We start from the raw sequence: 22,619 nt of genomic DNA on the forward strand, positions 1-22,619 counted from the left end.
GGTAACTACCTAGTTAAATCACTAATTCAGAATGAAACACGGTTTAGTGCCCAATGACACGCCAGATCACAGACGAGGCTTCCTGTCGGGATTTACAGGGACGGTTCAAACATTAGCGAGAGTGGATCTTTTGTCAGTGGAAACGGGATTTATGACAGGTATAGATCACAGCGTGGGTGGACGGACTGAAAAGCTTGGCTCGGTTGCAAATTTCCGACGTCTTGGCGACGTGAGCAGGTCGCCTGAGAATTTCGCCCGGCATCATGGGTGGAGTGGCGGCGGTCAACAGGGTATGACTGATGGCAATTTGCCTGTAACCTGCGAGTTATGTAGGTTATAAGCAAGGATCGCGTAAGACATGTTCCCACTGCGTCAGGATAAAAATCTCGTCATTGACCTTGAGGTCTATCCCGCCAAGCCGGAAAAGCCAGAGGAAATCTTCAAGGTCGGAGCGCTGCGAAAGGATCTGGGTACAGAGCTCGAACTCGATGTGAACAAAGATCTGTCCCAAGTACTGTCGCAGGTCGACGACCTGACCAATGGCGCGGATTACCTGTTAGGGCATAACTTGATCAGCCATGACTTGCGCATCTTGCGTCAGCAGGCGTCCGATATGCTGCTGCACGAGCTGCCGACCCTCGACACTTTGCTCCTGTCTCCACTGGCATTTCCGCGCAACCCGTATCACCGGCTCGTGAAGGACTACAAGCTGGTGCGCAGTACGCTCAACTCTCCGCTGGCTGACTGCCGTCTCACGCTCACGTTGTTCAATGACCAGCGTGAGGCCTTTGCCGAGCTGCAGCAGGTCGAGCCGGCCGAGATGCTTTGCTACCAGGCGCTGCTGGCCCCCACACCTGCGCTGGATGCGGGGGGCATGTTCGCGACGCTGACCGGGCGGCAAACGGTAGCGATTCAGGAAATCGGGCCACTCATCAAGCAACTGCTGTCGGAGAAGGATGCGTATACCAACCGCGACTTGAAGGTGTGCCGGACGCGGCTGCAGAAGCTGATCGCCGAAGACTTGCACGACCCCGACGCGCACCTGCCTCTGGCCTACATGCTCGCCTGGTTGCGGGTGTCAGGGGGCAACTCGGTACTGGCACCCTGGGTGCGCTACCAGTTTCCCAAAGTCAGCGCACTGATCCGAGAGCTGCGCGATGTGCCCTGTGGCCGTGGCGATTGTCAGTACTGCCTCACGATCCATAACCCGCGCCACGAACTCAAACGCTATTTCAACTACCCGGATTTTCGACTGGAACCGTCCGGCAAACCTTTGCAGCATGACATCACTCTTGCCGGCATGCGTGGGCAGCATGTACTGGCAGTGCTGGCTACCGGTGGTGGCAAGTCGATCACCTATCAATTGCCGGCGCTGAACCGCTATCACCGTAACGGCAGCCTCACGGTGATCATCTCCCCGCTGCAATCACTGATGAAGGATCAGGTCGATGGCCTGCTGAAAAAGGGTATTCAGTGTGCTGCAGCGTTCAATGGCCTGTTGAACATGCCAGAGCGGACGGACGTGCTGGAAAAGATTCGCCTGGGCGATATTGGCATCCTGCTAGTGTCGCCAGAGCAGTTTCGCAACCGGGCCTTCTGCAGTGCCATCGAGCAGCGAGAAGTGGGTGGCTGGGTATTCGACGAAGCCCACTGTCTATCGAAATGGGGCAATGATTTTCGTCCCGACTACCACTATGTCTCACGCTACATCGCCAAGTATCACGGTGGTGGCAACCCGGCGCCGATCGGTTGCTTCACCGCCACGGCCAAACCGGAAGTACTGGCCGACATCCGCAGCCATTTCAAGGAGATGCTGCACATCAACTTCGAAGAGTTCCTTGGCAGCCACGAGCGCGGCAATCTCATTCTTGAGGTAATGCCCTGCAGTCGCGCCGAAAAATGGCCGAGGATCCATCGTCTATTGGAAGAATACCTGGGACAGCAACCGGGCGCGGCAGTGGTATTCGTGGCCAGCCGCAAGGCTGCCGAGAAACTGGCAGAGTTTCTCAGACAGCAGGGGCTCGATTGCCGGCATTTCCATGCAGGCATGGAGCCTGCTGAAAAGTTGTCAGTCCAGGCTGACTTCAAGGATGGTGGGATACGGATAATGGTTGCCACCAATGCGTTCGGCATGGGAGTGGACAAGGAAGATATTCGCCTGGTGGTGCATGCCGATATTCCCGGCTCGCTGGAAAACTACTTGCAAGAGGCCGGCCGGGCAGGGCGTGACCAGCAACAGGCGCATGCGGTATTGCTTTATGACCCACAGGATATCGAGACACAGTTCGGCCTGTGCGAACGAGCCTGCCTGAGCCAGCGGGACATTCAGCAGATTCAGAAGAAGCTGAACGGCGAATTCAAGCGCCGCGGTCAGAACACGCTAGTGATCACGGCGGGGGAGATCCTCATGGATGACACCATCCAGACCTCCTTCGATGCCGATGCACTGGATGCCGATACCAAGGTGGTCACCGCCATCGCGTGGCTGGAGCGCGGACGTTATCTGACCCGCGAAGAGAACCACACGCAGATTTTCCCTTCACGTCTGGCGCTGCCTCGCGAAGAGGCCGAGCGCTGTCTGCGCGAGTCGACCCTTACCGAGCGGCGCAAGGCGGAGTATCTGGCCATTCTTGGTTACCTCTATGGAGCCAGCGCCGCCGAACGGATCAACACCGACAACCTGGTTACCCTTACCAGCCTGGACCCCCAGGAAATAGCCCGAGTGCTCAAGGACCTCGAAGCGCGCAAGTTGCTGGTCAGTGATACGCAGTTCACCGTAGTTCTCAGCAATGGCCGTACCGAAAGCTCGCAGCAGCAACTGCAACTCTTGCTGACGCTGGAAAAGGCTTTGCTCGAAACGCTGGCTGAACAGGCACCCGACGCCCCCGATGGCACTTGGCAGGACATCAATGTTTCAATACTGACCTCGGCACTAAAGGCACGAATGGGGCGCACCGACGTGTTGCCGCTGCATGTGCTACGCCTGCTGCGTGGGCTTTCGCCCGATCGTGATAGTTATGTCGAGCGACGTGCCAACAGCTTTGAGTTGCGCCAGCTAAGCCATGATTTCATTCGTCTGCGCATTCGTCATGACAATGGTTGGCGCGGGCTTTCCGAGGTCAGCGAAACCCGTGCTGTAGTGGCCAGCAAGCTGCTCGAACATCTGTTGGGCAAATTACCGGGGCGGCGTAAGAACCAACTCGTCGAGGCCACGTTCGGCGAACTGGTCGACCTGATCGATCAGGATCTGGAATTGAGCCAGCGAGTGCCGGACAAGCGCGACAAATATGTCGAACGAGTGCTGCTGTTCCTCCATCGCCAAGAGGTGTTCTGCCTCAATCACGGTGTGACGGTGATGCGCCGGGCCATGACCCTCAAGGTCGACCATCAGCGCCCACGATTCCTCAAAGAGGACTACCAACTACTTGACGAGCACTACCGCGAGAAACGTATCCAGGTACATGTGATGCGCGAGTACGCCGAGTTGGCTCAAACCAATCCGCAGGCTTCGCGACAGCTTGTGGCCGATTATTTCAACGCCGACAAAACGACGTTCCTCAAGCGGTATTTCGCGGGCCGTGAGGCCGTACTCAAATACGCGACCAGCGAAGCATCCTGGCACATGATCGTCGAGGCTTTGAGCGACACTCAGCGTGCAATCGTCACCGATGACATGGACAGTAATCGCCTGGTACTTGCAGGGCCGGGCTCGGGCAAGACCCGGGTCATCGTTCACCGCATAGCCTACTTATTACGGGTGCGTCGGGTGCCGGCCAACGCAATCGTTGCGCTGACCTTCAATCGCCACGCTGCGAACCAGATTCGCAAACGACTGCTGACCTTGGTCGGCGCCGACGCCTACGGTGTCAGCGTGATGACCTACCACAGCCTCGCCATGCGCCTGACCGGCACTCGCTTTCAGCGCGGAGACGAGGTGGACGAGGACACCCTGGGCAAGCTGATGAGGGAGGCGGTGGATCTGCTTGAAGGCTCGCTCGTCGTACAGGTCGACGATGAGGATGACCAGACACTCACCCAGGACGACCTGGATGATGCCCGCGCCAACCTGCGTGCCCAGTTACTGCGTGGTTATCGCTATATCCTGGTGGATGAATACCAGGACATTGACGAGTTGCAGTATCGACTGGTGAGCGCACTGGCTGACCGTGGTTCATCCGACGAAGGTAAACCGTGCATCATCGCCGTGGGTGACGATGACCAGAACATCTACGCCTGGCGGGATACCAATAACCGCTACATCGAGGAATTTCGCAACACCTACTCAGCCACCGATGCCTTCCTTGTCGAGAACTATCGTTCCAGCGCCTGCATTATCGCGGCAGCCAATCACCTGATCGGCTTCAATGCCCAGCGCCTGAAAATCGCTACGCCGGTTTCGATCGACGCGCGGCGTCTTTCGGATCCTGCGGGTGGCAAGTGGCATACCCTGGACCCGCAGCGACGCGGTCAGGTAATGCGTTTGCTCATTGATCCAACTGACCGCGCGCATGGCAACTGCCAGGCGCAGGCCGCCATGCTCGAACTACAGCGTCTGCTGGATCTAGAGGATGGCATCTGGGATGGCTGCGCGGTACTCGCCCGGACTCATCACTATCTTCTGACAGTCCAGGCCTGGTGCGAGCAGCACGGTGTTTCTTATCATTTGGCGACGGAGAAGGACAATGGCTTGCCGCTGACCCGTCAGCGCGCATTTGTGGAGGTGGTCGAACATCTTGAACGGCAGGCCGGGGCCCTGACTGCCGAACAGGCGCTGCAGCAGGTGCAGTCGATGCTCGACGAGTACTCGGCGCCGTTCTTCGAAACTGCATTCTATGAACTCAAGATCGAACTCGGCGACTGTCAGCTGCAATGCAAGGCAATCATCGAGTGGCTGTATGACTATGCGCGGGAAATCCGTCAGCAGCCGGGCAGTGGCCTGTACCTGGGCACTGTGCATTCGGCCAAAGGCCTGGAGTTTCGACATGTGGTGCTGCTGGACGGAGGGTGGAACCACAAGATAGAGGCCCTTGATGACGAGCGCCGTCTGTATTACGTCGGGATGACTCGCGCGGAGCAGACCCTGACGCTGTGCGAATTCAGCGTCGAAAATCCGTTCAGCGGCTGCCTGCCGCCCAGCATCCTGCGCAGGCCTTTCACTGGTTCGCCTTTACACGGCCTGAACAAGCGTTACCAGCAGCTCGGACTCAATGAAATCGATATCGGGTACGCCGGCCGTCATGCCGAAAGCGATGCAATCCACTCGGCGCTGCGTCAGTTACGGCGAGGCGATTTACTGACCTTGCAACCTGATCGCTCGGGAACGCGCAACCTGATAATGGATGCGTTCGGCACGGTGGTCGGCAGAACCGCCAGCTCGTATACGCCTGAATTCGTGATACAGACCTGCGAGGTGGCCGAGATCCTCATTCGTTACGCAGAAGAGGGTGAGGAGCTATACCGCAAATATTGCAAATGCCAGCAGTGGGCGCTGGTGGTACCGAGAGTTTGCGGAATCCCTTGATGGTAAGGAGCGTGTTGGGCAGGTCATCGCCCAGCCGCTCCATGATTCAAGACGCTTGTAAGGCTATAGGTTTCGACCGCCAGCAGTTTGGGGCTGACACTGTCTTCAGCGACAAACCTGAGTAAAGCTCGTCCCAACAGCCAACGCACCATGTAGAAACATCTGCTCAATCGTCCGTTCAGAATCGGCGTTGGCAGCCCGCCCGAGTTGCTCGGCATCCACCAACCCGTAGACCAGCGCAATAAACAGCTCGGTGCAAATCGCCGCGGTGATATCGATGCGAAACAGCCCTGCCTGCTGGCCTCTCAAAAAGAACCCGTCCAGCGCCTCCAGATAAAACAGCCAGCGCCTGCCACCCTGTTCCAGGTCGAGGAAGTCGGGGCGGTATTGCGCCATCAGAAAGGCCAGCAACTCGCGGTGGGCGAGGTGTTCCCGGATCAATCGGCGCAGCGCCTCCAGCGGTTCCAGATGCTGCAAGCCGGCGTTGTCGATGATCAGCTTTAGCGTGCCTTCGGCGTGCTCCTCCAGTTTGGCTGTCAGGTTTTCCCGAGTTCCGCAGTAGCGGTGCAGGGTGGCCTTGCTCACGCCTGCCAGTTGCGCCAATTCCTTCATCGTCGCCCGCGGCCGGTTGGCCACGGCCAGGGTCAGCGACTTGAGAAGCGGGTCATCATGGGAAATCGAGTTCATCACCGAGCCTTAAAGGACGTTCACACAAGATTCACAAAATACTCACATGAGACTTTATTGACTCATTGTGATTTGAAACGTAGCATTCGCGCCAAATTCGATCAAGCCTTGGGTGAGTTATGGGCAATTTGCGTGCGGTAGGGATGGCGGGGTCGCTGGCAGTCGCCATCGCGTTGGCCGGGTGTGGGCCGGCAAGTGAACAAGCGGCGGTGGCGGAATTGGCGCACCCGGTAGAAGTGGTAGCCGTGAAGACCGAGCCTTTGGCGCTGACGTCGGAGCTGCCGGGCAGGGTGGAGCCGATGCGCGTTGCGGAAGTGCGCGCTCGGGTGCCGGGCATCGTGATGCAGAAGCGTTTTGAAGAGGGCGCTGATGTGAAAGCCGGGGATCTGTTGTTCCAGATCGACCCGGCACCGCTGAAGGCAGCGTTGTCGCGGGCCGAAGGTGAGCTGGCTCGCGCTCAGTCTGTTGCGCTTGAGGCACAGGCGCGCGTCAAGCGCTATGAACCGTTGGTGAAAATCGAGGCGGTCAGCCAACAGGATTTCGACAGCGCCATGGCTGACCTGCGCAGCGCTCAGGCGGCCACCCGTTCGGCCCAGGCCGACCTGCAAAGCGCCCGGTTGAACCTCGGTTATGCCTCGGTAACCGCGCCAATTTCCGGCCGTGTCGGCCGTGCACTGGTCACGGAAGGGGCCTTGGTCGGGCAGGGGGACGCGACGTTGATGGCGCGGATTCAGCAACTGGATCCGGTTTATGTCGACTTCACTCAGTCGGCCGCCGATGCACTGCGTCTGCGCGAGTCGCTCAAGGACGGAAAACTCTCCGCCGATGACGACAAAGCACTGTCGATTCGCGTCGACGGCACAAATTACGAGCGTCAGGGGGCGCTGATGTTTACCGATGTTGCTGTGGATCGTGGCACGGGGCAGGTGTCGTTGCGCGGCAAGTTCGCCAATACCGACGGCGTGCTGTTGCCGGGCATGTATGTCCGTGTGCGTACGCCACAGGGCACTGACAGCCAGGCCATTCTCGTGCCGCAACGTTCGGTGCAGCGGGGCAGCGATGGTGGCGCCCAAGTGATGGTGGTCGGCGCAGACGACCGGGTTGAATCACGCAGTGTGGTCACTGGCGCCATGCAGGGTTCGCGCTGGCAGATCAGCGAAGGGTTGAAGGCGGGCGATCAAGTGATCGTTGGCGGCCTTGCCGGTCTGCAACCGGGGGCCAAGGTCGTACCGGGTCAGTCCCAGGCCGTGGCTCAGACGTCTGAGTCGAAACAGTAAGGGCGCCGTCGCCGCGAGGATTTCCCGATGTCCAAGTTTTTCATCAAACGCCCGAACTTTGCCTGGGTGGTGGCGTTGTTCATCTCTCTGGCCGGCCTGCTGGTCATTCCGATGCTGCCGGTGGCGCAGTATCCCGACGTCGCGCCGCCGCAGATCAAGGTGACAGCGACTTACCCCGGTGCCTCGGCGAAAGTGCTGGTGGATTCGGTCACTAGCGTGATCGAAGAATCGCTCAACGGTGCCAAGAACCTGCTGTATTTCGAGTCGACCAACAACTCCAACGGCATCGCCGAAATTGCGGTGACGTTCCAGCCGGGTACTGATCCGCAACTTGCCCAGGTCGATGTGCAGAACCGCCTGAAAAAGGCTGAGTCGCGCATGCCGCAAGCCGTGCTCACCCAAGGCCTGGAAGTGGAGCAGGCCAGCGCCGGTTTCCTGTTGATCTATGCGCTCAACTATAAGGAAGGGACCCAGCACACCGACACGACCGCGCTGGGCGATTACGCCGCACGCAACATCAACAACGAACTGCGCCGGGTGCCGGGCGTCGGCAAGCTGCAATTCTTCTCCTCTGAAGCCGCGATGCGCATCTGGCTCGACCCGCAGAAGCTGGTGGGTTATGGGCTGTCCATCGACGACGTAAGCACCGCGATTCGCGGGCAAAACGTGCAGGTGCCGGCCGGCAGTTTCGGCAGCACGCCAACCAGCAGCCAACAGGAACTGACCGCCACGCTGGCAGTGAAAGGCACTCTGGATGATCCGCAAGAATTCGCACGCATCGTTCTGCGCGCCAACGAGGACGGCTCGACGGTCAAACTGGGCGACGTCGCCCGAGTGGAGATCGGTCAGGAGAGTTACAACTTCAACTCGCGTCTGAACGGCAAACCCGCCGTGGCAGCGGCGATCCAGTTGTCGCCCGGCGCCAACGCAATCCAGACCGCAACGGCCGTAAAAGAACGCCTGGCCGAACTGTCGACGTACTTCCCGGACGACGTGGAATATTCCGTTCCCTACGACACGTCGCGTTTCGTCGATGTCGCCATCGAGAAGGTGATCCACACCCTGATCGAGGCGATGGTGCTGGTATTCCTGGTGATGTTCCTGTTTCTGCAGAACATCCGCTACACCTTGATTCCGTCGATTGTGGTGCCGGTGTGTCTGCTCGGCACACTGGTGATGATGTACCTGCTGGGCTTCTCGGTGAACATGATGACCATGTTCGGCATGGTGCTCGCCATCGGCATTCTGGTGGACGACGCCATCGTGGTGGTGGAGAACGTCGAGCGGATCATGGCGGAAGAAGGGTTGTCGCCGGTCGACGCCACGATCAAGGCCATGGGGCAGGTATCGGGCGCGATCATCGGTATCACCCTGGTGCTGTCGGCGGTGTTCATGCCACTGGCGTTCATGTCCGGTTCGGTGGGGGTGATCTATCAGCAGTTCTCGGTCTCGCTGGCGGTGTCGATCCTGTTCTCGGGCTTCCTGGCGCTGACGTTTACGCCGGCGCTGTGCGCCACATTGCTCAAGCCGATTCCGCAAGGACACCATGCAAAGCGCGGTTTCTTTGGCGCCTTCAACCGTGGTTTCGCCCGGCTCACTGAGCGTTACTCGATCCTGAACAGCGGGCTGGTCGCGCGGGCCGGTCGCATGATGTTGGTGTACGTCGGCATTATCGCGATGCTCGGCTACTTCTACCTGCGCTTGCCGGAATCGTTTGTGCCCGTGGAAGACCAGGGCTACATGATCGTCGACGTTCAGTTGCCGCCGGGCGCGACCCGGACTCGCACCGAAGCGACCGGCGAACAACTGGAACGCTATCTCGCGTCTCGTGATGCGGTGCAGTCGATGTTCCTGGTCTCGGGTTTCAGCTTCTCCGGGATGGGTGATAACGCGGCACTGGCGTTCCCGGTGTTCAAGGACTGGTCGCAGCGTGGCGAAGATCAATCGGCGATGGCCGAGGTCATGGCGCTGAACGAGCAGTTTGCCGTGACCAACGACGGCGCCGTGATGGCGGTGCCGCCGCCACCGATTGACGGTTTGGGCAACTCCGGTGGTTTTGCGCTGCGCCTGCAGGATCGTGCCGGCCTGGGTCGTGAAGCCTTGCTCGCCGCCCGTGACCAGGTGCTCGGTCAGGCCAACGGCAACCCGAAAATCCTCTACGCCATGATGGAAGGTCTGGCCGAGTCGCCGCAATTGCGGGTGGTGATCGATCGTGACAAGGCCCGCACCCTCGGTGTGAGTTTCGAGTCCATCAGCAGTGCGTTGTCCGCCGCGTTCGGTTCCGAAGTGATCAACGACTTCACCAACGCTGGCCGCCAGCAACGTGTGGTGGTGCAGGCCGAGCAGGGCGACCGGATGACCCCGGAAAGCGTGCTCAAACTGTACGTACACAATAGCGCCGGCAATCTGGTGCCGCTGAGCGCCTTCGTTACGACTCACTGGGAAGAAGGCCCGGTGCAACTGGTGCGCTACAACGGTTATCCATCGATCCGCATTGTCGGTGACGCCGGGCCGGGTTACAGCACCGGTGAAGCCATGGCGGAAATGGAACGAATCGCTGCGCAATTGCCGGCGGGTTTCAGCTACGAATGGACGGGGCTGTCGTATCAGGAAAAGGTCTCCAGCGGTCAGGCGACGCAATTGTTCGCGCTGGCGATCCTGGTGGTGTTCCTGTTGCTGGTGGCGCTCTACGAGAGCTGGGCGATTCCGTTGACGGTGATGCTGATCGTACCGATCGGTGCCATCGGTGCGGTGCTCGCGGTGATGGTCGCCGGCATGCCTAACGACGTGTATTTCAAGGTGGGTCTGATCACCATCATCGGTCTGGCGGCGAAGAACGCGATCCTCATCGTCGAGTTCGCCAAGGAGCTGTGGGAGAAGGGCTACAGCCTGCGCGACGCCGCCAGCGAGGCTGCACGCCTGCGTTTCCGGCCGATTGTCATGACTTCCATGGCGTTCATTCTCGGTGTGGTACCGCTGGCACTGGCAACCGGGGCAGGGGCGGCAAGTCAACGTGCGATCGGTACCGGTGTGATCGGCGGGATGCTCAGCGCGACGTTGCTGGGTGTGCTGTTCGTACCGATCTGTTTTGTCTGGGTGCTGTCGCGGTTGCGCAGTAAACCCGCACCTATCGAACAACCCGCTTTGGCTCAGGAGTGATTCCATGCGTATTTCAGCTTTCTCTGCGCTGGTGATCGCCATGCTGCTGGGCGGTTGCTCGTTGGCACCGACTTATGAGCGTCCTGTTGCGCCGATTGCGGAGCACTGGGCGGGGGAGTCGACCAAGCAGGGCAGTCCGATTAACCAACTAGCTTGGCAGACGTTTATCGTCGATCCCGAACTGCGTCGCCTGGTGGTGATCGCCCTGGACAACAACCGCTCTTTACGCCAGACACTTCTGGATATCGAACAAGCGCGGGCGCAATACCGTATCCAGCGGGCGGACCGGGTGCCGGGCCTGAATGCCAGTGCATCCGGCAATCGTCAGCGCCTGCCGGCGGATCTGGCCAGCAATGGCCAGGCGGGGGTCGCCAGCAGCTATCAGGTCGGCGTGTCGCTGCCGGAATACGAGCTGGATCTGTTCGGCCGGGTGAAGAGCCTCACTGACTCTGCATTGCAAGAGTATCTGGCGACTGAAGAGACGGCCCGCGCCGCGCAGATCGCCCTGATTGCCGAAGTCAGTCAGGCATATCTGATTCACGATGGCGCCCAGCGTCGCCTGGATCTGACTCAGCAAACGCTGATCAGCCGCGAGTACTCGTTTGCACTGATCAGCCAGCGCCGATCAACCGGTACGGCGACAGCGCTGGACTATCAGGAAGCATTGGGACTGGTGGAACAATCGCGCGCCGAACAGGAAAGCAATCTGCGGCAGAAACAGCAGGCTTTTAACGCGCTGGTGTTGTTGCTCGGCACCAAGGATGCGGCGAAGTCGATTCCTGAACGGCTGTCGACGGAGCCGATGCTGGTTCAGGACATTGCGCCTGACACCACCTCCACGCTGATCGAGCGCCGACCGGACATCCTCGCCGCCGAGCATCGATTGCAGGCGCGCAATGCCGACATCGGCGCTGCACGGGCGGCGTTCTTTCCGCGCATCAGCCTGACCGGAAGTTTTGGTACGTCCAGTGCGCAAATGTCCGGTTTGTTTGACGGTGGTTCGCGGTCCTGGAGTTTTGTGCCGAACCTGTCGCTGCCGTTGTTCGATGCCGGGCGCAACAGTGCTGGCCTGAGCCTGGCCGAAGCCCGTAAGGACTCGGCGGTGGCGGCTTATGAGGGCACGATTCAGACGGCGTTTCGCGAGGTCGCCGATGCACTGGCCGCCACCGACACCTTGCGCCGGGAAGAGGCGGCCCGACGCGCGCTGGCCGACACCAGCAGCGAAACGTTGAAACTGGCCAAGGCGCGTTATGAAGGCGGCATCGACAGTCACCTGCGTTACCTCGATGCCCAGCGCACCCGCTTCGTCAACGAAACGGCATTTATCGAGGTCAGCACCCAGCGGCAGATTGCCCTGGTCGATCTGTTCCGCTCGCTGGGCGGAGGCTGGTCGCCAGAAAAGTCCTGACAACAGCTCCTTTGGGGTGGCACGTCCAGCCATTCAGCCCCGTGAACCGAGAGGTCACGGGGCTTTTTTTTGCTTGGTGGAACGTTACTGAGGACGGGCGGGATTGGCAGCGCCATGCAGGAACATCTGTTCCACGACATTGGCCGAGTTGGCACTGGCGGCACGCCCACGGCGTTCGGCATCGACCATGGCGAAAATCATGGTCAGGAACAGCTCGGTGAAGACCGCGGCAGTGATATCGATACGGAACGCGCCCAATTGTTGGCCGCGCAGAAAGAAGGCATCGAGGGCATCGAGGTAAAACTGCCAGCGTTTGCCTTCATCGGTGTTCGCGAAGGTGTCGGGGCGATACTGAAAGAGCAGGAAAACCAGCATTTCACGATGTGCCAGATGCTCATTGACCAAACCGCGCAGGGCTTGCACCGGATCGCCACTCAACAGGTCGGTCGAGGTGGTGATCTGGTTGAGAACCGTCTCACCATGACTTTCCATCATCAGCACCAGATTGTCACGGGTGCCGCAAAAGCGGTGCAGCGTCGCCTTGCTTACGCCAGCGGCTTCAGCCAGCTCCTTGAGCGTCGCGCGGGGGCGATCAACGATGGCCAAAGCCAGCGCCTTGATGAGTCGTTCGTCTTGGGGAGTCAGGGACATCAGTCAATCTCGGATCGAATTTCAATGTCGGGAATTGTGCAGGAAAAGCTCTTTACTGCAACGAAAACCAAAAAAATCGAGAAATTTACTTCATCTGAGACAATTTTCACTCAACGCCCCCGGCCCACCGCGCAACGCTCTTGCCTCCCGCCAATCCCAAGCCTGAAACGAGCGACGGGCGATTCTGTCGACCCAAAACGCCTCATCACGGTTACTGATTTGTACGTTTGGGCATTCCAGAGAACCAGTAATAAGCATATGAATTTATAGTTGGTCGTTTGTTCACGAATTACTGATAGTTTAATAAGCGAAAGACGTCATTGTTCCTGCTGGCCAACAGAGCGGGTCATGTTTCAACGGATGAAAGTTGTACACGGACTTCACGGATGATAGACCTCTCAGCATTCGCTACATGGCCACTGGGAAATCGCTATGCCTGTTGGAAGTCCATTCAATTGGATTGATAAACGGTACCTGACATGACGGCTACGCTGAACTACTCACTTCCCCACCTTGCACCTGCCACGCCACAGTCCCTGGATATATTTGAGCTTAAAGAATCCAACGTTCGTTCTTACTGTCGTGACTTCACTGCCACCTTTCATACCGCTGAAGGTTCGACCTTGACCAGTGAACAAGGTCAGGTGTTCATTGACTTTTTCAGCGGCGCGGGGGCTCTGAACTACGGGCATAACAACCCGGTTTTGAAAGCTGCGCTGCTCGACTATATCGAGAGCAATGGCATTACCCATGGCCTGGATTTCAAAACCACGGCAAAGAAGAACTTCCTGACGGCGTTCGATGAGCAGATCCTGGCCCGTCGCAACTTGCGCTACAAAGTACAGTTTCCCGGCCCTACCGGTACCAATGCGGTAGAGGCCGCCATCAAACTGGCCCGCAAGTACACCGGCCGCCAGAATATCGTGGCATTCACCAATGCGTTCCACGGCATGTCCCTGGGCAGCCTCGCCTTGACCAGTAACCCGCGTAAGCGAGCAGGGGCCGGGGTCACCTTGAACAACGTGACGTTCATGCCGTATGACCAGTATTTTGGCGACGACCTGGACACCTCGTTGTACCTGTCCAAGATGTTGCGCAGCGGTAGCGGCATCGATAAGCCAGCGGCCATCGTACTCGAGACAGTGCAGGGTGAGGGCGGTGTGAACAGCGCTTCGGCCGCCTGGGTACAAGCGGTGCAACGTATCGCCCATGACCATGACATTCTGTTGATCATCGACGATATACAGGCAGGCTGCGGCCGCACAGGGGACTTCTTCAGCTTTGAGACCCTGGGTGTCACCCCGGATATCGTGACCTTGTCCAAATCCATCAGCGGCTATGGCTTGCCCATGTCCCTTGTCTTATTGGCGCCCCATCTGGATGTATGGGAGCCGGGGGAACACAACGGCACGTTTCGCGGCAACAACCTGGCATTTGTCACGGGCAAGGCGGTTATCGATCACTATTGGAGCGATAACCGTTTTACCCAGGAGCTCAGCGCCAAGGCAGACCTGCTGCATCAAGGGCTGTTGGCGCTATCCCGGGACTTTGCAAGCAAGGCGCCAAATCGCCTCAAAGGGCGCGGGTTCTTCCGAGGCATTGAGTTCAAGGACAAGTCCCTGGCGCAGAGAGTTGCGGCACAGGCTTACGCGGGCGGGCTGATCATTGAAACTTCAGGCATCGACAACCAGGTGCTCAAGTTTCTGCCGGCACTGACAATATCCCCCGCTCAGATCACTCAGGGTTTGCACATACTTGAGCAAGCCTTTGCCGAGGTGACCGCATCATGAGTGATCAAATCATTACTCGGCATGCGTCCCTCGACGACGCTGCGGCGATTGCGCCATTGCTGGACAAATACCGCCAGTTCTATGGTGAAGCCTCCGATCTGGCCCGCTCACTGGAATTTATTAAACAGCGCTTTTTTCTGGGTGAAACAATTTTTGTTGTTGCTGAAGTCAACAACGAAGTCATTGGATTCACCCAGCTATTCCCCAGTTTCTCAAGTGTCACACTGGAGCGCCTCTGGATACTCAATGACTTATATGTCGAATCGTCAAAGCGCAAGAAGGGAGTAGGGCTGGCGTTATTGAATGCAGCAAAAATATTTGCGCAGACAACAGGCGCCAAACAACTATTTATCGAAGGCGCAGACGATAATCCACGAGCACGAAGCCTATACACTCGATTTGGTTTTATCGAAAACACCGCGTATCACTATTATCATCTTCCATTAAAGCAAATCCAGGGATAGGAGCATTTCCATGTCAAATACTGTCTTCGATATTGTGGGAATTGGCTTCGGTCCCTCCAACCTTGCGTTGGCAATTGGCCTCGAAGAGTCAGCATCAGCGCTGACTTATCGCTTCCTTGACGCCAAGCAGAAGCCGGACTGGCAGGATGAAATGCTGCTCAGCGGATCAGATATCCAGAACAACCCTTTACGGGATCTGGTTACGCCACGCAATCCACGCAGCCGCTATGGTTTCGTCAATTACCTGAAAGAAACCGGTCGCCTGTTCGACTACCTCAACTTGCCACTGACGTATCCGTTACGCCGGGAATATGCCGAGTACATCAAATGGGTAGCCAGCCATTTTCTCGGCGATGTCGAATCTTCGGCGTTCGTCCAGCAGGTTGAACCGCTTCTGTTCAAGGGAGAGCAGGTGTGGAAGGTTACCTATAACGATCAACGAGTCGTTTATGGGCGCAGCCTGGTACTCGGCACCGGGCGTACGGCGAATATCCCGGCAGTATTCGAAGGTCTGACCGGGCCCCGAGTGTTCCACCTCAATCACTATCTGGAGCACATCAACAAGCTGCCACCGAGTGTGCAGCGTATCGGCGTGGTGGGTTCCAGCCAGAGCGCGGTGGAGATAGTCCTCGATCTGACTGCCAGATTCCCGGACAAAGAGGTTTATTCGTTACATCGAAGCTTCAGCTTTCGACTCAAGGACACCAGTCCGTTCAGTGACAAGGTGTACTTCCCGGAATTCATCGACTACTACTTTGACCTTCCACCAGATGCCAAATCGCGGTTGGACAAGCAATTGCGGGGCACCAATTACAGCTCTGCCGATGAAGATGTCATCAACGCGCTGTACGTACGCATCCATGAAGAAAAACTGCAGGGCAAGCAGCGCATCAAGATCCTCAATAACATCGCCATCGAGCAGGCGCACATCGATACATCGGGCCAGGTGCAACTGGCACTCAGGGAGGTCAATCAGCTGACGCATTCAACCCTTGCTCTGGATGCGTTGGTGCTTGCCACAGGCTTCAAGGATATTGCGGCCAAGGAAAACGGTGAGCTGTACCCGCCGTTGCTCGCGCCTCATCACCGTCGGTTCCGCGCCGATGCTCAAGGTGCACTGGTGGTCAATCGCGATTACAGCCTGACGCCTCTGGATGACTTGCCCGCGGTGTTTCTCAATGGGTTATGCGAAAGCTCCCACGGCTTGGGCGATGCGGGCTCGTTCAGCCTGATTTCCTTACGGGTGGAACACATTCTTTCCGCCCTGGAGAATAAATTGGCTCAGATCGAAGCCCCGGTACAAGCATTGGCTTGATGCCATCCGGCAGCAGTCTGGAAAGACTGCTGCTCAAACAAGGAGGTTTTATGTTCACAGCAGCGTTGATTTACATACTGGCGGTAATAAGCCCTGGGCCGAATTTCATCATTGTCAGTCGATTCTCTTCACTGGGCTCGGTTTCCACTGGACTTGGCGCGACCTTGGGCATCTGCACTGTAGGGGTATTCTTCTCGACCATTTCCCTCTTGGGACTGGCAGCATTGCTGCATGAGTACCCGGCCTTTTCCAAGGTGGCCACCTTGTGTGGTTCGACGTACTTGCTCTACATCGCCTACAGCATCATCAAAAGTGTGCTGGCAAAAAATACTGGCACCACCGAAAGCGCCGCTGTTGGTGTCACCAGCTTCGGCAAGGCCTATCGGGTGGGCGTCATCACCAACATCAGCAACATGAAGACGATCGCCTTCATGATCAGCATCTATGCCGGCTTCCTGTCCTCGCCACGCACCGACATCGAAAAAGTGCTGGTGGTCGTGCTGTGCTCAACCCTCGAAGTCATCTGGTATTCCCTGGTGTCGTTGCTCTTCGGTCAGGGCCCGATAAAGGCGCTGTTTCTCAAATACACCCGGCAGATTGACATAGGCCTGGCCGTGTTTCTGGTGGCGTTCTCTCTCAATAACGCAATTCCAGTACTGATTGCCAGCCGATGAGGTCGTGTCATGGAGTGGAACGATATGCTCAAGGATGTAAGCGTGCGCTTCAAATATCGCAGTTGGTTGCTGATCGATTTGCCCTGTGATGGCTTGCCACTGAGCCTTCATACGCGAAACCTGGTAAGCGATTATGGCCCGGTCACCCTTGTTCTCGACTGCGGCCTTGAAGATATCTTTTCTGTCGTAGATGCCTTGGGGCCTGGGGTCAGCTATGCGGCATCGTTGCAAACCCCAAGGCGCGAAGTTTTGGCTGTAGTGGCAGGATTAGCGGATGCAGTGGCTTTTCAAGACTTCAAATGGGCCTGTTGATGCGCCACCTGCGAAGGAGCCTTGGGCAGTAAGCGAGGAGGGGCGCCATTCATCCTGCCAAAAGTTACGGGCCTCTCAGGTGAAAAACACAATAGGTTGCGATAACCCACTTTTGAACAGGAATTCATCTCCTACAAGTTGAGGATGGTAGTTTGGCCTTCCTGGAAAGTCTTCCGGGTGACCCGCAACCGCTCGGCCTTTAAGCTCGGGCGTGTTCAGTAACGTTCCGAGCGTTGTAAGTAATGTGAAATCCAATACTTCGTAGGTTGGCAACGTTAACCAGGCATGAAGATCGATGTGATTGAGTGGTTGTTCATCCCGACAAAGCTTCTTCAACTGAGCCAGCTCAGTGTGAAAGATGGGCCCCTTTCCTTCTTCTTGAACAAACCCCAGCGTGTAGAACAACGGAACACCAAGCAGCTCCTGAAGAGGTTCCTGCAGGCTGCCGGTAACCTGGAAGCACCTCTGGGAGAAGTCATCATAGTCACAGCCAGAAAGCTCAGAAATCCAACACTCCTGGATTTTGACCATTACATCACTTATCAGTAGCCGCCCCTGCAGAGGTGTAAATGATGGGGGATTCAGCCCCCATTTTCGGGTGCGGACCAGGCTTTCGTTGAATTCCCGTTCGTACCCGGTTCCTGTTACACGTCTAGACTTGAAAAAAGTGGAGAGAAATGACACCTGAAATCCTTATGGCGTTAGCGCATGCTGCAGGCTGAGCTTGAGAGGGTGCGGATTGTAGATCAGGTTGTAAAGGATGACCCGCTTGCTGCGCGGCAATTACTTCACGAAGATTTTTTTGCCGGAACGGCGCAAGGCTTCATCTGGAAAAAGCGCTTCATGGAAAATCCTTGCGATGAAGTCATCAGAGTCGAATGGTGTTGAGGATCGGGTGGGGCCAACCGGAGGTTAGTGAGGGCCGTGCGCTGATATCGGATTATGAATCCCACCGAAGCTTTTGATTTTCTGGGAAACGGGTGTGTGGGAGTTTGGCCGCAGGTATGTGGGATTGGACGTTTCGTAAAGTTCTGCCCTGACACATCATTTAACATAATATACATTACACGTAACAAAGTACTACAGAGCCAGCCCGGTTGCACAGGCGTTTTCGAGCTCCAGCATTGCCCTCAAAACGCTTTGCCTCTGAAGCTTGATGATCTCTCCATTTGAAATGCGCTGATCTCAATCCTCGTCACGCGTCAGCTTTTCAATCAGCGCTCTATGCTGCGGATACTGCGCCGTGAGCTTCTGTCGATTTCCCATTTCCATATCGGCGAAATCAAACCCTGGTGAAACCGCTTCGCTGATCAAGCCAAATCCATTCTCGCCATTCAACAGTCTGGAGGCTTTCCAGATTCCGCCCGGTACATGCAATTGCAGATGTTGTCCTGCCAGAACATCGCTACCCATCACCAAAGTCTGCAGCGAACCGTCAGCGTGAATCAGGCTGTATTCGATGGCGTCGCCCAGATGGAAATAATGCAGGATGTCTGACTGGTTGAAATGAAACTGGCCCACAGGCGATTCTTCGGTCAACAGGTAATAAATGGACGTCATCAAATAACGTGAGCCACCCTTGGTTTCGAGCATTTCTCGATGGTCGGCCTGAAATGTCCTGCGGAAATAGCCACCCTCAATATGAGATTCAAGTTTCAGGGCTGCAATGACGTCTTTTGAGCTCGCCTGGCGTTTCAACATAGCCTTCTCCATTGACTTCACAGTAGATTTTCGCATAGCTCAACTAAAGACTCATTTAGTGTAGTTAACCTAATATATCGACACATTCGAAGACGTTGGCCTCATTTAGCGTCACCTTTTGTCAACTTGCGCTTACCAAACCGCAATATGCGAATCCGCCCTGGGCTCAGTCCCGCCACACAGCACGCCACTGACCGGATCACGAAGAATAATCTGTCCCCGGCCATAATCCGTCAGATCGCATGCAATCTGCACCTCATGCCCCCGACGCGCCAAGGCATTGGCCAAATCCCTCGAAGCCCCCTGCTCGATCCCTACCCTCATCCCCCCCAGCCATTGCCAGCGCGGAGCATCCAGCGCCGACTGTGGATTCAATCCGAAATCCACCAGATTCATGACCATCTGCACATGCCCCTGAGGCTGCATATAGCCGCCCATCACACCAAACGGCCCAAGCGCCTGGCCATCCTTGGTCAGGAAGCCTGGAATGATCGTATGAAATGTCTTCTTGCCCGGCGCCAGGCAGTTCGCGTGTTCCGGATCAAGGCTGAATTCCTGCCCTCTGTTCTGTAGCGCAATGCCGCTGTCAGGCAGCACCACACCCGAACCAAAGCCGTGGTAATTACTCTGGATGAACGACACCATGTTGCCGTGCCCATCGGCCGTCGCCAGATAAACCGTACCGCTGGCATGAGGATCGCCTGGCTTGGGTGGCTGAGCTTTATCGCCAATCTGCCCACGGCGCCGAGCACTGTAGTCATCACTCAACAAATCGGCCACCGCCACCCGCATATGCAATGGGTCAGTGATGTAGTGCAAGCCATCGCTGTACGCAAGTTTCATGGCCTCTAGCTGACGATGCCAGGTCTGCTGGCTGTCACGATGATCAAAGTCGAAACCCTCGAGAATCTTCAGTGCCATCAACGCGACCAGACCCTGGCCGCTCGGTGGGATTTCCCAGACATCCACACCGCGATAATTGACGTGGATCGGCTCCACCCACTGCGCACGGTAATGCTCCAGATCCGTGGCGCGCAGATATCCGCCGGTAGTCCGTGAATGAGCATCCAGGCGCTGCGCCAACGCGCCGCGATACAGACTCTCACAGCAACTCTCCGCCAACTCTTCAAGCGTCCGCGCTTGTGCAGGATTGCGAAACAGCTCCCCTGCCCTCGGCGCCCGCCCCTCAATCAGAAAAGTATCGAACCAGGCGTCCAGCACCTCGTCGCGATGGGGACTGAACTCATCCAGAGCAACCTGCCACTGATGAGCAACCACGGGCGACAGCGGAAAACCCTCCCGCGCCAGGTTGATGGCCGGTTGCAGCAGATCAGCGAACGGCAGCACGCCAAAGCGTTGCGAAAGTTCGGCCCAGGCCGATGGGCAACCGGGCACCGTCACCGGCGTCCAGCCATACAGCGGCATTTGCTCATGGCCTGCAGCCTTGACTGCTTCGATGCTCAAAGCAGCCGGTGCATGTCCGTTGGCGTTGAGGCCATGCAACTGATCCTTGAACCAGACCAGGGCAAAAGCATCGCCACCAAGACCGCAACCCGTAGGCTCGACCACGGTCAGCGCTGCCGCGGTGGCGATCGCGGCGTCGATCGCATTGCCACCCTTTTGCATCATCTCGATGCCGGCCTGAGCGGCCAGTGGCTGGGACGCCGCCACCATGCCACGACGGGCAAAAACACTTTGACGTTGCGACGGATAGGGATACTCGTGAGCAGAGAATTTCAGCATGGCAAAGGCTCTTCAAAACAAGGATTCATTGACCGGACTTGATCCGGTTCCATTCGCGGGTCATCAGGCGCTGGATGTTTTCCGGCAGATCCGCAGAGACAAAGGTGTGACTGATCACCTCGTCGCCCGGGTAGATCCCCGGGTTGCCGCTGACCTTGGGATCCATCAAAGGCGTGGCGTCCTTGTTCGGATTCGCATACCCCACATAGTCACTGATCGACGCAATGACCTCGGGCCGCAGCAAGTAGTTGATCACGGCATGGGCATTGGCCACGTTGCCGGCATCCTTGGGAATCGCCAGCATGTCGAACCACAGATTCACGCCTTCCTTGGGAATCAGGTAGCGGATATCAGTGTTTTTCCCGGCCTCGCGAGCCCGGGTCTGGGCCTGCATCACGTCGCCGGAGTAGCCGATCGCCACGCAAATGTCGCCGTTGGCCAGGTCGGCGGTGTACTTCGATGAGTTGAAGTAAGTCACCGACGGCCGCAAGGTCATCAGCAGTTTCGACGCCTGCTTATAGTCGTCCGGCTTGACGCTGTTGGGGTCCAGCCCGAGATAAAGCATGGCTTGAGGAATGATTTTCACCGGCGCATCGAGAAAGGCCACGCCGCAACTTTTAAGTCTGGAAAGGTTCTGCGGATCGAACACCATGGCCCAGGAGTCCAACGGTACGTCCTTGCCCAGCACCGCGCGCACCTTCTCCTCGTTGTAGCCAATGCCCACGGTGCCCCACATATAAGGAACGGCATAGCGGTTGCCCGGATCGGCCGCTTCCAGACGCTGCATCAAACGCGGGTCGAGGTGCTTCCAGTTATCCAGCAACGACCGTTGTAGCGGTTGATAGGCACCAGCCCGGATCTGTTTCGACAGAAACTGGCTTGAAGGCACCACCACGTCATACCCCGAGTGTCCGGAAAGCAACTTGGCCTCGAGCATTTCATTGGTGTCAAAGATGTCGTACTGAACCTTGATGGCACTGTCTTTTTCGAAGTTCTTCAGTGTGTCGGGGCCGATGTAGTCGGACCAGTTATAGACCTTCACCACCGAGTCGGCAGCCTGAGTAAAGGGCACCACGGCAGCGCAGCACAGCGCCGCAAACACGCTCGATAAACGCATCGTCATTATCCTTGTGAGACTCACAGCACGCGGCTGAGAAAGGCTTGGGTACGGGGATGAGAGGGATGACTGAAAATCTGTTCCGGCGGTCCCTGCTCGATCAGTTCACCCTGATCGAGCACCACCACGCGGTCCGCTACCTCACGGGCAAACCCCATTTCATGGGTGACCACCACCATCGTCATGCCCTCCTCCGCCAGTTCCTTCATCACCTGCAGGACCTCGCCGACGGTTTCCGGATCAAGAGCGCTGGTGGGTTCGTCGAACAGCATCGCCTGGGGTTTCATGGCCAGCGCCCGGGCAATCGCCACCCGCTGCTGTTGGCCACCGGAAAGCATCGAGGGGTAATGGTTGGCCTTCTCCGCCAGCCCGACACGTTTGAGCAGCGCCCGCGCCTGTTCCTCCGCCGCTTTACGTGGCACACCCAACACCTGAATCGGTGCTTCGATGATGTTTTCCAGCGCGGTCATGTGCGGGAATAGATTGAAGCGTTGAAACACCATGCCGATATCCCGCCGCTGGCGGGCGATGTTGCGCTCCGAGTCTCGCACCAGGCTGCCATCGGCCTTCATGCGATAGCCCATGGACTGGCCATTGACCCGGATCTGCCCGGACTGAATGTCTTCCAGCAAATTGATGCAGCGGATAAACGTGGTTTTGCCCGATCCTGAAGCACCGATCAGCACCACCACTTCACCGCGTCGGACTTGCAGGGAAATCCCTTTGAGAATTTCGAGGTTGCCGAACGACTTGTGAATGTTCAGCGCTTCGATGATCAGCTCTTCACTTTGATGCGCCAT

At 57.4% G+C, this 22,619-nt stretch carries 17 protein-coding genes; 10 read left to right on the plus strand and 7 right to left on the minus strand.

Translation table 11 applies throughout. From position 1 onward, the window contains the following. The first annotated feature begins 358 nt into the window (after positions 1 to 358). On the plus strand, positions 359 to 5,521 hold the full coding sequence (locus AC07VV_RS04625) for a RecQ family ATP-dependent DNA helicase (RefSeq protein ID WP_495035462.1): 5,163 nt from the start codon (positions 359 to 361) through the stop codon (positions 5,519 to 5,521). A 105-nt stretch (positions 5,522 to 5,626) separates the two neighbouring features. On the opposite strand, the gene AC07VV_RS04630 is transcribed toward AC07VV_RS04625, so the two are convergent. Further along, on the minus strand, positions 5,627 to 6,208 hold the full coding sequence (locus AC07VV_RS04630; protein ID WP_495035463.1) for a TetR/AcrR family transcriptional regulator: 582 nt from the start codon (positions 6,206 to 6,208) through the stop codon (positions 5,627 to 5,629). 119 nt (positions 6,209 to 6,327) lie between these two features. Between AC07VV_RS04630 and AC07VV_RS04635 the strand changes: the two genes are divergently transcribed. Genes AC07VV_RS04635 through AC07VV_RS04645 form a run of 3 tightly spaced genes read left to right on the plus strand, consistent with a single transcriptional unit; the run spans position 6,328 to position 12,052 of the window. After that, a complete protein-coding gene (locus AC07VV_RS04635; protein ID WP_495035464.1) occupies positions 6,328 to 7,485 on the plus strand; it encodes a MexC family multidrug efflux RND transporter periplasmic adaptor subunit in 1,158 nt (385 codons plus the stop codon). A 27-nt stretch (positions 7,486 to 7,512) separates the two neighbouring features. Further along, complete coding sequence (locus AC07VV_RS04640) at positions 7,513 to 10,644, plus strand: multidrug efflux RND transporter permease subunit (protein WP_495035465.1); 3,132 nt, start codon at positions 7,513 to 7,515, stop codon at positions 10,642 to 10,644. Positions 10,645 to 10,648: 4 nt separating this feature from the next. Next, a complete protein-coding gene (locus tag AC07VV_RS04645) occupies positions 10,649 to 12,052 on the plus strand; it encodes an efflux transporter outer membrane subunit (RefSeq protein ID WP_495035466.1) in 1,404 nt (467 codons plus the stop codon). An 84-nt stretch (positions 12,053 to 12,136) separates the two neighbouring features. Here AC07VV_RS04645 and AC07VV_RS04650 read toward each other — a convergent pair whose 3' ends face one another. Further along, positions 12,137 to 12,703 carry a TetR/AcrR family transcriptional regulator gene (locus AC07VV_RS04650; protein WP_495035467.1) on the minus strand — a complete coding sequence of 189 codons (567 nt, stop codon included), beginning with the start codon at positions 12,701 to 12,703 and terminating at the stop codon, positions 12,137 to 12,139. A gap of 536 nt (positions 12,704 to 13,239) precedes the next feature. On the opposite strand from AC07VV_RS04650, the gene ectB reads away from it, so the two are divergent. The 5 genes from ectB to AC07VV_RS04675 are packed head-to-tail and all read left to right on the plus strand — an operon-like array spanning position 13,240 to position 17,258. Beyond that, complete coding sequence (ectB, locus tag AC07VV_RS04655) at positions 13,240 to 14,493, plus strand: diaminobutyrate--2-oxoglutarate transaminase (RefSeq protein ID WP_495035933.1); 1,254 nt, start codon at positions 13,240 to 13,242, stop codon at positions 14,491 to 14,493. Beyond that, complete coding sequence (locus AC07VV_RS04660; RefSeq protein WP_495035468.1) at positions 14,490 to 14,957, plus strand: GNAT family N-acetyltransferase; 468 nt, start codon at positions 14,490 to 14,492, stop codon at positions 14,955 to 14,957. The genes ectB and AC07VV_RS04660 overlap by 4 nt, the downstream gene beginning before the upstream one ends. A 10-nt stretch (positions 14,958 to 14,967) precedes the next feature. Next, entirely contained in the window at positions 14,968 to 16,272 is a 1,305-nt protein-coding gene (locus AC07VV_RS04665) for a SidA/IucD/PvdA family monooxygenase (RefSeq protein WP_495035469.1), read from the plus strand. Between the two features lie 50 nt (positions 16,273 to 16,322). Further along, entirely contained in the window at positions 16,323 to 16,946 is a 624-nt protein-coding gene (locus AC07VV_RS04670) for a LysE family translocator (RefSeq protein ID WP_096820436.1), read from the plus strand. Between the two features lie 24 nt (positions 16,947 to 16,970). Next, entirely contained in the window at positions 16,971 to 17,258 is a 288-nt protein-coding gene (locus AC07VV_RS04675; RefSeq protein WP_495035470.1) for a hypothetical protein, read from the plus strand. Positions 17,259 to 17,333: 75 nt separating this feature from the next. Here AC07VV_RS04675 and AC07VV_RS04680 read toward each other — a convergent pair whose 3' ends face one another. After that, complete coding sequence (locus tag AC07VV_RS04680) at positions 17,334 to 17,942, minus strand: hypothetical protein (protein WP_495035471.1); 609 nt, start codon at positions 17,940 to 17,942, stop codon at positions 17,334 to 17,336. Between the two features lie 24 nt (positions 17,943 to 17,966). Here AC07VV_RS04680 and AC07VV_RS04685 point away from each other — a divergent pair, with 24 nt between their 5' ends. Then, positions 17,967 to 18,146, plus strand: a complete 180-nt coding sequence (locus AC07VV_RS04685; RefSeq protein ID WP_495035472.1) for a hypothetical protein — start codon at positions 17,967 to 17,969, stop codon at positions 18,144 to 18,146. Positions 18,147 to 18,443: 297 nt separating this feature from the next. On the opposite strand, the gene AC07VV_RS04690 is transcribed toward AC07VV_RS04685, so the two are convergent. The 4 genes from AC07VV_RS04690 to AC07VV_RS04705 all read right to left on the minus strand — a co-directional run bounded on the left by AC07VV_RS04690 (position 18,444) and on the right by AC07VV_RS04705 (position 22,619). Next, the gene (locus AC07VV_RS04690; protein ID WP_495035473.1) at positions 18,444 to 18,959 is read right to left on the minus strand and encodes a cupin domain-containing protein; all 516 of its coding nucleotides are present in this window, start codon (positions 18,957 to 18,959) and stop codon (positions 18,444 to 18,446) included. Positions 18,960 to 19,091: 132 nt separating this feature from the next. Further along, positions 19,092 to 20,702 (minus strand): gamma-glutamyltransferase family protein, encoded by a 1,611-nt coding sequence (locus AC07VV_RS04695; RefSeq protein ID WP_495035474.1) that lies wholly within the window; start codon positions 20,700 to 20,702, stop codon positions 19,092 to 19,094. A 25-nt stretch (positions 20,703 to 20,727) separates the two neighbouring features. Further along, positions 20,728 to 21,819: a polyamine ABC transporter substrate-binding protein gene (locus AC07VV_RS04700; RefSeq protein ID WP_495035475.1), complete on the minus strand. Its 1,092-nt coding sequence runs from the start codon at positions 21,817 to 21,819 to the stop codon at positions 20,728 to 20,730. Positions 21,820 to 21,839: 20 nt separating this feature from the next. Continuing rightward, on the minus strand, positions 21,840 to 22,619 hold the full coding sequence (locus tag AC07VV_RS04705) for an amino acid ABC transporter ATP-binding protein (protein WP_495035476.1): 780 nt from the start codon (positions 22,617 to 22,619) through the stop codon (positions 21,840 to 21,842).

The organism is Pseudomonas sp. GW821-FHT02C04, assembly GCF_059421845.1.

Excerpts from the sequence above, each read along its gene's own strand:
- AC07VV_RS04625 (WP_495035462.1), top strand. The coding sequence starts at position 359 with ATGTTCCCACTGCGTCAGGATAAAAATCTCGTCATTGACCTTGAGGTC.
- AC07VV_RS04630 (WP_495035463.1), bottom strand. The coding sequence starts at position 6,208 with ATGAACTCGATTTCCCATGATGACCCGCTTCTCAAGTCGCTGACCCTG.
- AC07VV_RS04635 (WP_495035464.1), top strand. The coding sequence starts at position 6,328 with ATGGGCAATTTGCGTGCGGTAGGGATGGCGGGGTCGCTGGCAGTCGCC.
- AC07VV_RS04640 (WP_495035465.1), top strand. The coding sequence starts at position 7,513 with ATGTCCAAGTTTTTCATCAAACGCCCGAACTTTGCCTGGGTGGTGGCG.
- AC07VV_RS04645 (WP_495035466.1), top strand. The coding sequence starts at position 10,649 with ATGCGTATTTCAGCTTTCTCTGCGCTGGTGATCGCCATGCTGCTGGGC.
- AC07VV_RS04650 (WP_495035467.1), bottom strand. The coding sequence starts at position 12,703 with ATGTCCCTGACTCCCCAAGACGAACGACTCATCAAGGCGCTGGCTTTG.
- AC07VV_RS04660 (WP_495035468.1), top strand. The coding sequence starts at position 14,490 with ATGAGTGATCAAATCATTACTCGGCATGCGTCCCTCGACGACGCTGCG.
- AC07VV_RS04665 (WP_495035469.1), top strand. The coding sequence starts at position 14,968 with ATGTCAAATACTGTCTTCGATATTGTGGGAATTGGCTTCGGTCCCTCC.
- AC07VV_RS04670 (WP_096820436.1), top strand. The coding sequence starts at position 16,323 with ATGTTCACAGCAGCGTTGATTTACATACTGGCGGTAATAAGCCCTGGG.
- AC07VV_RS04675 (WP_495035470.1), top strand. The coding sequence starts at position 16,971 with ATGCTCAAGGATGTAAGCGTGCGCTTCAAATATCGCAGTTGGTTGCTG.
- AC07VV_RS04685 (WP_495035472.1), top strand. The coding sequence starts at position 17,967 with ATGCTGCAGGCTGAGCTTGAGAGGGTGCGGATTGTAGATCAGGTTGTA.
- AC07VV_RS04690 (WP_495035473.1), bottom strand. The coding sequence starts at position 18,959 with ATGTTGAAACGCCAGGCGAGCTCAAAAGACGTCATTGCAGCCCTGAAA.
- AC07VV_RS04695 (WP_495035474.1), bottom strand. The coding sequence starts at position 20,702 with ATGCTGAAATTCTCTGCTCACGAGTATCCCTATCCGTCGCAACGTCAA.
- AC07VV_RS04700 (WP_495035475.1), bottom strand. The coding sequence starts at position 21,819 with ATGCGTTTATCGAGCGTGTTTGCGGCGCTGTGCTGCGCTGCCGTGGTG.
- AC07VV_RS04705 (WP_495035476.1), bottom strand. The coding sequence starts at position 22,619 with ATGGCGCATCAAAGTGAAGAGCTGATCATCGAAGCGCTGAACATTCAC.